12 protein-coding genes are annotated in these 10,818 nt (G+C 74.3%); all 12 read right to left on the bottom strand.

All coding sequences use genetic code 11. The features are described 5' to 3' along the window. Positions 1–110: 110 nt before the first annotated feature. Positions 111–1,505, bottom strand: coding sequence for a sulfate adenylyltransferase subunit 1 (locus tag ACZ6J5_RS07760; protein WP_469388802.1), 1,395 nt, complete (start codon positions 1,503–1,505; stop codon positions 111–113). Positions 1,506–1,507: 2 nt separating this feature from the next. Continuing rightward, the gene (cysD, locus tag ACZ6J5_RS07755; RefSeq protein ID WP_469388800.1) at positions 1,508–2,515 is read right to left on the bottom strand and encodes a sulfate adenylyltransferase subunit CysD; all 1,008 of its coding nucleotides are present in this window, start codon (positions 2,513–2,515) and stop codon (positions 1,508–1,510) included. Further along, positions 2,512–3,057 carry an adenylyl-sulfate kinase gene (gene cysC / locus ACZ6J5_RS07750; RefSeq protein WP_469388798.1) on the bottom strand — a complete coding sequence of 182 codons (546 nt, stop codon included), beginning with the start codon at positions 3,055–3,057 and terminating at the stop codon, positions 2,512–2,514. Before cysC ends, cysD begins: the two co-directional genes overlap by 4 nt. Beyond that, on the bottom strand, positions 3,054–4,019 hold the full coding sequence (locus ACZ6J5_RS07745) for an LnmK family bifunctional acyltransferase/decarboxylase (RefSeq protein ID WP_469388796.1): 966 nt from the start codon (positions 4,017–4,019) through the stop codon (positions 3,054–3,056). The genes cysC and ACZ6J5_RS07745 overlap by 4 nt, the downstream gene beginning before the upstream one ends. Beyond that, a complete protein-coding gene (locus tag ACZ6J5_RS07740) occupies positions 4,016–5,101 on the bottom strand; it encodes a histidinol-phosphate transaminase (protein ID WP_469388794.1) in 1,086 nt (361 codons plus the stop codon). The genes ACZ6J5_RS07745 and ACZ6J5_RS07740 overlap by 4 nt, the downstream gene beginning before the upstream one ends. A gap of 68 nt (positions 5,102–5,169) precedes the next feature. Beyond that, positions 5,170–5,400, bottom strand: coding sequence for a phosphopantetheine-binding protein (locus ACZ6J5_RS07735; protein WP_469388793.1), 231 nt, complete (start codon positions 5,398–5,400; stop codon positions 5,170–5,172). A gap of 55 nt (positions 5,401–5,455) precedes the next feature. After that, positions 5,456–6,493 carry a 4-hydroxy-2-oxovalerate aldolase gene (gene dmpG / locus ACZ6J5_RS07730; protein WP_469388790.1) on the bottom strand — a complete coding sequence of 346 codons (1,038 nt, stop codon included), beginning with the start codon at positions 6,491–6,493 and terminating at the stop codon, positions 5,456–5,458. Beyond that, a complete protein-coding gene (locus ACZ6J5_RS07725; RefSeq protein ID WP_469388788.1) occupies positions 6,490–7,383 on the bottom strand; it encodes an acetaldehyde dehydrogenase (acetylating) in 894 nt (297 codons plus the stop codon). Before ACZ6J5_RS07725 ends, dmpG begins: the two co-directional genes overlap by 4 nt. A gap of 52 nt (positions 7,384–7,435) precedes the next feature. Beyond that, positions 7,436–8,233, bottom strand: coding sequence for a 2-keto-4-pentenoate hydratase (locus ACZ6J5_RS07720; RefSeq protein WP_469388786.1), 798 nt, complete (start codon positions 8,231–8,233; stop codon positions 7,436–7,438). Between the two features lie 320 nt (positions 8,234–8,553). Further along, positions 8,554–9,513, bottom strand: coding sequence for a helix-turn-helix domain-containing protein (locus tag ACZ6J5_RS07715; RefSeq protein ID WP_469388783.1), 960 nt, complete (start codon positions 9,511–9,513; stop codon positions 8,554–8,556). A gap of 66 nt (positions 9,514–9,579) precedes the next feature. Then, a complete protein-coding gene (gene uraH, locus ACZ6J5_RS07710; protein WP_469388781.1) occupies positions 9,580–9,945 on the bottom strand; it encodes a hydroxyisourate hydrolase in 366 nt (121 codons plus the stop codon). 309 nt (positions 9,946–10,254) lie between these two features. Next, the gene (locus ACZ6J5_RS07705; RefSeq protein WP_469389613.1) at positions 10,255–10,572 is read right to left on the bottom strand and encodes a hydroxyisourate hydrolase; all 318 of its coding nucleotides are present in this window, start codon (positions 10,570–10,572) and stop codon (positions 10,255–10,257) included. Between the last annotated feature and the right edge of the window lie 246 nt (positions 10,573–10,818).

The raw sequence follows: 10,818 nt of genomic DNA, 5'->3' as shown, positions 1-10,818 counted from the left end.
GTCCCCGGGCGGCCCGGGGTCCCCGGACCGCGCGGGGTCTCCGGACCGCCCGGGGTCTCCGGACCGCGCGGGATCCCCCCGGCCAGCCGGGATCCCCGGCCCGCGCGGGCTCAGAAGTCCCAGCCGTCCTCGTCGTCTCCGGTCTCGGCCTCCGCCTCGGCCCCGGCGTCCGCGTCGGTCTCGGCGTCGGCGGGCGCGCCGAAGGAGGCGCCCGCCATGCCCGCCGTCAGGGTGGTGCCGTCGCCGGGGTCGATGAGCAGGAAGGAGCCGGTGCGGCGGGAGTCGGCGTAGGCGTCGACGGGCAGCGGCTCGGCGGTGCGGAGCCGGATCCGGCCGATGTCGTTGGCCGCGAGGGCGCCGGAGTGCGGGCGCAGCGACAGGTCGTCGAGGTGGAGCCGGGCCGTGATGTCCTCGACGAGCGCCTTGACGGTGCGGGTGCCGTGCTTGACGAGGACCCGGTGGCCGACGGTCAGCGGCCGGTCGGCGACGTGGCAGACGGTGGCCTCGATCTCCTGGACGGGCACCGGGGCGCCCTCGGTCGGGGCGATCAGGTCGCCGCGGGAGACGTCGAGGTCGTCGGCGAGCAGCACGGTCACCGAGTCCCCGGCGCGGGCGCTCCGCACCGGCCGCCCGAGCCGGTCGATGCCGGAGATCCGGGTGGTGCGGCCGGAGGGCAGCACGGTGACCGGTTCGCCGACGCGCAGCGAACCGGCCGCGAGCTGGCCCGCGTAGCCCCGGTAGTCGGGGTGCGCGGCCGTCTGCGGGCGGATGACGTACTGGACGGGGAAGCGGCCGGGGCGCTCGGCCGGGCCGTCGTCGAGCGGGACGGTCTCCAGGTGTTCGAGGACGGTCTTGCCGCCGTACCAGTCCATGTGCGCCGAGGGCTCCACCACGTTGTCCCCGGCGAGCGCCGAGACCGGGACGGCGGTGACGGCGGGGACGCCGAGGCCGGCGGCGTGCTCCCCGAACTCGGCGACGATCGTGGCGAAGACGGGCTCGCGGTAGCCGACGAGGTCCATCTTGTTGACGGCGAGGACGAGGTGCGGGACGCGCAGCAGGGCGGCGACGGCGGCGTGCCGGCGGGTCTGCTCGACGACGCCGTGGCGGGCGTCGACGAGGATCACGGCGAGGTCGGCCGTGGAGGCGCCGGTGACCATGTTGCGGGTGTACTGCACGTGGCCGGGGGTGTCGGCGAGGATGAACCGGCGCCGGGCGGTGGCGAAGTAGCGGTGGGCGACGTCGATGGTGATGCCCTGTTCCCGTTCGGCGCGCAGGCCGTCGGTGAGGAGGGCGAGGTCGGGGGCGTCCTGGCCGCGCCCGGCGGAGGCGCGGGTGACGGCCTCCAGCTGGTCGGCCAGGACCGCCCGGGAGTCGTGCAGCAGCCGGCCGACCAGGGTGGACTTGCCGTCGTCGACGGAGCCCGCGGTGGCGAACCGCAGCAGGCCGCCGGCCGGGAGTCCGGTGGCCGCGGGCGCGGATGTGGTGGGTGTCGTCGTGGGCGTCATGCTCAGAAGTACCCCTCGCGTTTGCGGTCCTCCATGGAGGCCTCGGAGAGCCGGTCGTCGGCGCGGGTCGCGCCCCGCTCGGAGAGCCGGGCGGCGGCCACCTCCGCGATCACCTGGTCCAGGGTCGCGGCCGCCGAGTCGACGGCCCCGGTGCAGGACATGTCGCCGACGGTGCGGTAGCGGACCAGCCGCCGTTCGACGGTCTCGCCGTCCCGGGGGCCGCCCCAGTCGCCGACGGGCAACCACATCCCGGAGCGGCGGAAGACCTCGCGCTCGTGGGCGAAGTAGATCTCCGGCAGTTCGATCCCCTCCCGCTGGATGTACTGCCAGACGTCCAGCTCGGTCCAGTCGGAGAGCGGGAAGACCCGGACATGCTCGCCGGGGGCGTGCCGCCCGTTGTAGAGGCGCCAGAGCTCGGGGCGCTGGCGGCGCGGGTCCCACTGGGAGAAGCGGTCGCGGAGGCTGAACACCCGTTCCTTGGCGCGGGCCTTCTCCTCGTCGCGCCGGGCACCGCCGAAGACCGCGTCGAAGCCCTCGGTCCGGATGGTCTCGGTCAGCGGCAGGGTCTGCAGCGGGTTGCGGGTGCCGTCGGGGCGTTCGGTGAGCACACCTCGGTCGAGGTAGTCCTGCACGGAGGCCACATGGAGGCGCAGCCCGTGTGCGGCGACCACACGGTCCCGGTAGGCGAGGACCTCGGGGAAGTTGTGTCCGGTGTCCACGTGCAGCAGGGCGAACGGGAGGGGGGCGGGCGCGAAGGCCTTCAGCGCGAGGTGCAGCAGGACGACGGAGTCCTTGCCGCCGGAGAAGAGGATCACCGGGTGCTCGAACTCGCCCGCCACCTCGCGGATGATGTGCACGGCCTCGGCCTCCAGCACGTCCGCGTGCGTCCGCGCCTCCGCCCCGGCCGGGGCGGGCGGGGCGGGCGGGACCGATGCGGGTGGTGGCGCCGGTGCCGCCGGTGCCACCGGCGCGGATGAGGTCGCCGTCGTCGCCGTCGTCGCCGTCGTCATGCCAGCCCCCTCTCCCGCAGCAGCGCCAGCAGCGCCCCCGCCGACTCGGTCCCGGTCTGCTCGTGCGCCGGGAGCCGCAGCTCCGGCGCCGCCGGCGGCTCGTACGGGTCGTCCACACCGGTCAGCCCGGAGAGCTCGCCGCGGGCCTGGCGGGCGTAGAGCCCCTTCACGTCGCGGTCGGCGCAGACCTCGACGGGTGTCGCCACGTGCACCTCGACGTACGCGGCGCCGGCGGCCTCGTGCCGGGCGCGGACCTCCGCGCGGGCGTCCGCGTACGGGGCGATGACGGGGACCAGCACCGTGACACCGTGCGAGGCGAGGAGCTGCGCGACGTAGCCGACGCGGCGCACGTTCACGTCCCGGTCCTCGCGGGAGAAGCCGAGGTCGGCGGTGAGGTGGGCGCGCAGTTCGTCGCCGTCCAGGATCTGGGTGCGGCGCCCGGCGGACCGCAACGCCTCGGCGGCGGCGCGGGCGATGGTGCTCTTGCCGGCGCTGGGCAGACCGGTCAGCCACACCGTCGCTCCGACGGCGGCGGCGCTCACGGCGCACCCGGGGTGCCGGGGGCGAGCTCGGTCTCGATCGCGGTGACGGCGATCAGCTGCCCGGTCGCGGCGTCGCGCAGGGCCATGTCGGCGACCTCGGTGCGCGGGTCGGTGTCGGAGCGCCAGCGCCGTACCGTGACGGTGAAGACCGTGCCGGGGTCGGCGTTGCCGAAGTAGCCGATCTTCTGGTCGGTGACCTTGCGCCGCAGGAACTGCTTGTCCGTGCGGCCCAGGGACCGCCACAGGCGCAGCAGCATGGTGTCGAAGACGGCGAAGTAGGAGGCGAAGTACATCAGTCCGGCGCCGTTGAGGTCGCGGACGACGTCCAGGGTGTACGGGAAGGCCAGCGGTTCGCCCGCCGCGTGGCAGCCGGGGGGTCCCTCGGGGTGGAAGCTGCCGGTGGCCCGGGCCCGGCCGACGAGCGAGCGGGGCGAGTACGTGTTGGGGAGCGGCGCGAGGTCCTGGTAGGCGAAGTCGGGGGGCGTGACCTGGGCGAGGCCCCGGTTGCTGCCCTCGGTGGTGCGGGCGATCCAGCGGTTGAAGTTCTCCGCGTAGAGGCAGTGCGGGTGCGGGTGTTCGTACACCTCGGCCGGGTCGAGCGGGCCCTCGGGCAGGTCGAGGCCCGCGGGGGCCAGCCGGTGCAGGGTGATGACGGACTGGCCGCCGAACTGGAACGAGCGGGAGTCGACGCGCAGTTCGTCGCCGAAGGTCAGTCCGTGCGGGTGGACGGTCTCGCCGCCGCGCACGTGGAAGTAGTAGAAGGACAGGTAGGCGGGGTCTCCCCCGGCGGTCCTGGCGGCGTGCACGTTGATGCCGCAGGACGCGGCGACGACGTCCCAGGTCCAGTCGCCGATGCGGCCGAAGACCAGGGAGCCGCCGCTGCACATGCCGGGGGCGACGACGACGTGGCGGGTCACCCCGGCGAGGGCGGGGGCCGGGCGGGCGGTGTCGAGGGTGGTCACGCGTCGGCCTCCTTCCGGGTGGCGCGCCAGGCGTCGGCCGCGGCGAGGAACCGGTCGTCGTCCTCGGCGGTGCCGATCGAGACGCGGACGCCGGCGTCCGCGAAGGCGCGTACGGCGACCCGCCGTTCGGCGCACCAGGCGCCGAAGGCGGCGGCGTCGGGGCCGAGCGGCAGCCAGACGAAGTTGGCCTGGCTGTCGGGGACCGTCCAGCCCTGGCGGAGCAGGGCGTCGCGGACGCGGGCGCGTTCCGCGACGGTCTCGTCGACCCGCGCCAGCAGCGGTCCGGCCAGGCCGAGAGCGGCGACGGCCGCCTCCTGGGCGGCCGTGTTCACGGCGTACGGAAGGCTCGCCCTGCGCAGCCGTTCGACGACCCAGGGGTCGCCGATCAGATAGCCGGTGCGCAGTCCGGCGAGGCCGTACGCCTTGGAGAAGGTGCGCAGCACGACCAGGTTGGGGTGGTCGGCGAGGAGGGCGAGGGCGCCGGTGGGCTCGCCGCCGCGCACGTACTCGTGGTAGGCCTCGTCGACGGCGACCAGGCAGTCCGGGGGGACGGCGGCGACGAACTTCCGCAGCTCCTCGTGGCCGAGGAGGGTGCCGGTGGGGTTGTTGGGGTCGCAGACGATCACGAGCCGGGTCCGGTCGGTGATCCGGTCGGCCATGGCCCGCAGGTCGTGGGCGTGCCCGGCCAGCGGCACGGGGACGGCGGTGACCCCGGACAGGGCGGCGAGGGTCGGGTAGACCTCGAAGGAGGGCCAGGCGTAGACGGCTTCGGCGCCCGGTTCGGCGACCGCGTGGAAGAGGGTCTGGAGCAGGGCGACGGATCCGGCGCCGACGGCGACGCGGTCCTCGGTGGTCCCGTGGGCGTGGGCGAGGGCGCGGATCAGCTCGCCGCAGCCGGGGTCCGGGTAGCGGTTCACCTCGGTGCCGGCCCGGGCGACGGCCTCGGCGATGCCGGGCAGCGGGGTGTGCGGCGACTCGTTGGCGGACAGCGGGCTGGGGCGGGCGGCCGGGTCGTGGAGGCCGGCCGCGGGCGTGTAGGCGGCGACGGTCTCCAGGACCGCGCGCAGGCGTGGGTGAGACATGGGACTCCCGGTGGAGAGGGCACCGCCGCGCCCGGTCGCGGGGGCGGTGCCGGGATCGACGGTGGGGCTCAGCCTCCCGGCCGGCGCTCCGCCATCAGGCGGGCCACGTCGGCGAGGGTGCCGGCGTCGAGCAGTTCGTAGTCCTGCACCTCGATGCCGAGGCGCGCGTCGAGCGCGGCGGCGAGTTCCAGCACGGCGAGGGAGTCGAGTCCGACCTCCTCGCGGGTGGCCGTCGGCACGATGTCCTCGGCCCGTACGTGCAGTTCGCTGACCAGGATGTCCTTGAGTTCCTCGTACACGTCCGGCTCTTCCCTCGTCGTCCTCGCCCGAACGGAAGCCGCGGGATTGCGGCGTTCACGCACTGCGGGCCGCCTTCAGGGCGAGGGCGACCTCGACGATGAGGTCCTCCTGGCCCGCGACGGCCTGTCTCCTGCCCAGTTCGAAGAAGACGTCGCGCGGGTCGACGTCCTCGCGCCGGGCGACGTCCAGGACCCGGGTCTTGAAGCCGGAGAAGACTCCGGCGAGACCGCTGACGACGCTGACCGAGTCGATGGTCGGCGGGGCCGGCATCAGCTCGCGTTCGGCGAGGTCGGCGGCGTCCAGCAGTCCGTACAGGTCGATGCCGGTGGCGAAGCCCATCCGTTCCAGGACCGGTACGAGCACTTCGAGCTGGGTGTTCCCGGCGCCCGCGCCGAAGCCGCGGGCGCAGGCGTCGAGGATGTCGGCGCCCGCCTCGACGGCGGCGACGGAGTTGGCGACGGCCATGCCGAGGTTGTTGTGGGCGTGGAACATCACGGGCACGTCGACGGCCTCGCGCATGGCGCCGACGCGCGCGGTGACGTCGGCGGGCAGGTAGTGGCCGGAGGAGTCCATGATGCCGACGGCGGTGGCGCCGAACTGGACGAGCCGGGCGCACTCCTGCGCGAGCCGTTCGGGGGTGGCCATGTGGCTCATCAGGAGCACGGCCTGGGCGTCGACGCCCCGCTCGCGCAGATGGCCGAGGTGCCGTTCGGCGAGGTCGCCCTCGGTGCAGTGGGTGCCGACGCGGACCACGTCGACCTCGTGGGCGATGGCCCGTTCGAGGTCGGCGGTGGTGCCCCAGCCGGGCAGCATGAAGACGGCCATCCGGCTGCGGGTGAGGGCTTCGCGGACGGTCGACAGCATGGTGTCGTCGTCGAGGCGGGCCTGGCCGACCTGGAGGGAGGAGGCGCCGAGGCCGTTGCCGTGGCCGATCTCGACGACCGGTATCCCGGCGGTGTCGGCGGCCTCGGCGTAGGCGCGGAGCTGTTCGCGGCCCAGTTGGTGGCGGACGGCGTGGTGTCCGTCGCGCAAGGACGCGTCGTGGATGAGGACCCGCTTCCCGGCGGGGCCGGCGGGGGGTGCTGCGCTCATGACGTCTCCGTACCGATGCCCGTCGGGCCGGCCGCCGCGCCGCGTTCGGCGAGGTGGACGGCTGCGGAGTTGATGATGTCGAGGTTGCCCGCGTAGCGGGGGATGCGTCCGCCGGTGGAGGTCACCTCGGCGGCGACGAAGACCTTGTTCTCGTCGACGACGCGGGCGGTGATCCGGTAGCCCGGGGCGAAGGAGCGGACCTGTGCGGCGGCCGTGGTGACGGCCGCCTCCACGGACGCGGCCCCGAAGCCCTCGCCGAGCAGGGACATGGCGACCCGGAAGGTCGCCGGGGGTCTGGCGGGGCTGACGTTGAGGATCGCCTTGACGTCCTTGACGCCGGTGAACTCGCGGACGGCGTCCTGGGTGGTCTCGATGTACTCGTCGAGGTTGAGCCGGGTGGAGCGGCCGACGCTGGGGCTGGCGGCCGTGGTGACGACCTCGACGTAGTCGACGCGGTGGCTCTGGGTGATGGCGTGGAGGACGGGGATCGAGGCCTGCCCGCCGCAGCTGATCATGTTGATGTCGGCGCAGCTCAGGGCCTCTTCCCCGTTGACGCTGGGGATGACCATCCGGCCGACCTTGCTGGGCGTCAGGTCGACGAGGCGGGCCCCGGTGGCACGCAGGCGTTCCGCGTGCTCGGCGTGGGCCATGGCATTGGTCGCGTCGAACACGACGCGGAACGGCTCGGGGGCGTCGAGCAGGGACTCGATCCCGCGCGTCCCGACGGGAAGCCCGAGTTCGGCCGCCTGGCGCAGGCCGGGCGTCCTCTCGTCGCGTCCCACGACCAGGCCGCACTCCAGGTACTCCGAACGCATGATCTTCTCGGCCAGATCGACGCCGATGAGGCCGGCGCCGAGGACGGCCACGGGCAGGCGCCCGGTTCCCTTCATGGCTGCATCGCCCTTCCCTGTCTAGAGGTGCGCCGTGAGGCGCGTCGGTGGTCTACGCGTCGCCCACGTGGAGCGTGACGGTGCCCAGCCGGTCGAACTCGGCGACGAAGGTGTCGCCGGGGGCCATCGGGACCGCGGCGTGGAGCGCGCCCGTCATGATCAGCTGGCCCGCTTCGAGGGTGACCCCGTGCTCGCCGAGGACGTTCGCCAGCCAGGCGACCACCGCGGCCGGGTCCCCGAGGGCGGCGGCGCCGGCGCCGGTCGCCACGAGTTCGCCGTTGCGGGAGAAGGCCATGCCGATGAGGCGTACGTCGCAGTCGGCGGGCAGCTCGGCCGGCCGGCCGAGCACCACGGCGCCGTTGGAGGCGAGGTCGGCGACGGTGTCCGCGAGGCGGATCCGCCAGCCCTCGATGCGGGAGTCGACGATCTCCAGGCCCGCCATGACCTCGGAGACCGCGGCACGGGCCTCGGCCACGGTCACCCCGGGGCCGCGCAGCGGCGCGCCGAGCCGGAAGACGATCTCCGCCTCGACCTTGGGCGCGATGAACGCCCCGTCCCGTGTGGTGGCCCCGTTCTCGTACACGGTGGAGGCGAGCACCGGCCCGTAGTCGGGGGTGGTGACGCCGAGGAGCTGCTGCATGGGGGCGGAGGTGAGTCCCGCCTTGTAGCCGATGACCGTGTCGCCGGCCTCGGTGAGCAGGGCGACCAGCTCGCGCTGGACGGCGTAGCCGTCGTCCATGCCCAGCTCGGGCTGCGCGTCGGTGAAGGGGGGGATGGGGCGTCCCGTGGCTCGTGCCTCGTAGAGCGCCTTGGCCTTGAGTCTGACGTCGTCGTCCACCGGGATGTCCACTCCGCTCCTGTCCGAGCTGCCTGGTCTGACGGGGTCGGCCGGCCGGCCTGGTCTGGCCGGTCTGCCTGGATCGGCCGGCCCGCGTGAGCCGGCCGGTCCGTCCGGTGTGGCTGAACTGCCCGATGCCGTAAGCGCGTTCCGCGTCGTCGTGCGAGGAGGTGCCGCGCGCGGACCCGGTCACGCGGACCGGCGGGTGCGGATCGGGGCGGGGGCGGCCGGCCGCGGGGCTCGCGGGCCGCGGGCCGTCCCCTCGTCGCGCGTCTCACCGTAACGACGAAGTGTGCGGCGCAGAAGGTTTTCCCTTGGGCCGGTCGTCGGCCTCAGCGGACCGCCCGCCAGGGGCCGTCGACGGGGTCGCCGCGCTGCATTCCGGCGGCGAGCCGCTCCCATTCGCGGGCGTAGTGGCTCATCACCTCGGTGAGGGCGCGGGCGCAGTGCGGGGGCACGGCGGCGAGCAGCTGTTCGCCGGCCGCCAGCCCCTGGGCCTGCCCGTTGAGCCAGCGCAGCAGGGCCCGGCCGCTGTCGGTGAAGCGGATCGAGGGGTCGTTGGCCAGCACGTCCAGGGCCCGGACCCGCAGCGTGGCCGCCGCGGGCGCCCGCTCGGCGGGGCCGGGCGGTCCGGTGCGCAGTTCCTGCCGCAGCCGGTGGGCGGTGCTGACGGAGACCCCGGCCTCCTGGGCGACCTCGCGCAGGGTCGCGCGGGGCCGTTCGGCGAGCAGCGAGCGGGCCTTGCGGCGCCGCTCGGGCATGTCGGCGGGGCGCGCCCGGCCGTCCCTGCCGACCCGGTGGACCAGCGGGTTCGACTGAGGAGATTCCTCAGTCGAACGCTGCCCCCGCAGGACCCCTACGGTCTTCGGCGACACCCCTGTGACGGCGGCGATGGCCCGGTCCGACCAGTGCGGGTGGGTGCCGAGGATGCGCCGTACGGCGGCCTTGCGGTCGCCGAGGGTCAGCGGCAGTCCATGGGCGATGTTGGCGTGCACCGAGCGGATGAAGAGGTCCGCCGCGGCGCCGTCGACGTGCCGGACGGCGATGCCGCTCTCGCCGCGCAGGACGGCGGCGCGGAGCCGGTGCATCCCGTCGATGACCCGGCCGGTCTCCCGGTGCACGAGGATCGGTTCGAAGGCGGTGCCGCTCTCCGCCAGGGCCCGTGCGTGGCCCTCGTTCAGGCCGGCCAGCCGCGGCGAGTCCGCCGGCAGCAGGGATCCGACCGGCACCGTGCGGACCGGTGCCGTGTGTGTGGTCGCCGTGTGCGTGGTCGACTGCGTGGTGTCCGGCAACTCCTTCACCCCTTCTGCCTGCCGCGGTGCCCCGGTGCCGTGTCCGCGGGCGCCGTCCGCCGGGTCTCAGACCCCTCCGACCGCCCGCGCCTTCGCGGGGACGTGGCCCCGGTAGGTGGTGTACGAGAAGGGGCTCACCAGCAGTTGGATGTGCAGGTCGCGGGGGTCGCCCTGGTGGTGGAGCGAGACGATGACCTCCGCGTAGAGGCTGTCGACCGCCCGTTCGGCGAAGTAGTCGCCGGTGTCGAAGACGAGCCGGTACGCGCCGGGCGCGAGGGGTCCGGGGCTCAGGGAGCCGATGGTGCCCGCGCTGTCGGTGCGGGTGCGGGCCACCACGGGCCAGTCGCCGTGGTCCCGGGCGTGGAGGGTGACGGCGAGGTCCGCCACCGGGCAGCCGTTGGTCGAGTCGATGACCCGTGCCGAGATGCTCACCGGTTCAGCCCCAGATGGTGTCGTCCGTGGTGAAGAAGCCACCGAAGCCACCGAAGCCGACCAGGGTGTTCAGCAGTGCCAGCATGTTTTCTCTCCCCTACGGAAACTCGCGACCCGGAGGCCCGGGTGGACGACTCCAGTTCTAGTGAGCTCCGTTTTCGTCCTCCTACTGGAACGCTAAGTACTCGCTAAGCGCGGGCGGCGGGCCGCCAGGGAAAGGGGTCTCCTTCGCCGTGGGGCGGGCCGCGGCAGGGGGGACGACCGGGGTGGGGCCGTCCGTCGTCGCAGGTCGGCGGGGGTGGGCCGGCGCTATCGGGCGACGGCGCTCACCGCGTAGCCGTGCGGGGCGATGACGATGGGGATCTCCTGGTCGGACTCCCATTCGGAGAAGGCGACCGCGATGTGGCTGTAGAAGGGGCGCATCCCGAGCGTGGTGAAGTACCGGTCGGTCTCCAGCACCAGCCGGAAGGGGCCGGGTTCGTCCTCGGGCAGGGCGGGTCGGTCGAGCCGTCCGTCCTGTCCGGTGAGCCCGTGCCAGACGGTCCGCCACTCGTCCGGGCTCTGCCGTTCGAGGCGGACCATCAGCCCGTCCACGGGCCGCCCATTGGTTCCATCAGAGACACACACTCCGAGCTTCACGTGACACCGGCCTCATCGATTGCGTCCTGGGTGGACGGGGTGCCGGATGCGCCCCGTCCGCGAGATCTCGGCCCTGCCGCGACCGCGGCGTCCCGCGCGCCGCCGAGGCGGGCATCCTGACACGCGGCCGGTGGGGGCGTGAGCGTTTTCGCACCCCGCTGGCCGGTTCCGGTGCCGCCCCGGGCCCGGTGGGCCGGTACGGGGCGGGGCGGGACCGCGGTGCGCCGCCGGGCG

This window comes from Streptomyces sp. NPDC042100, assembly GCF_055582325.1.
This window is presented reverse-complemented; position numbering and strand designations above follow the sequence as displayed.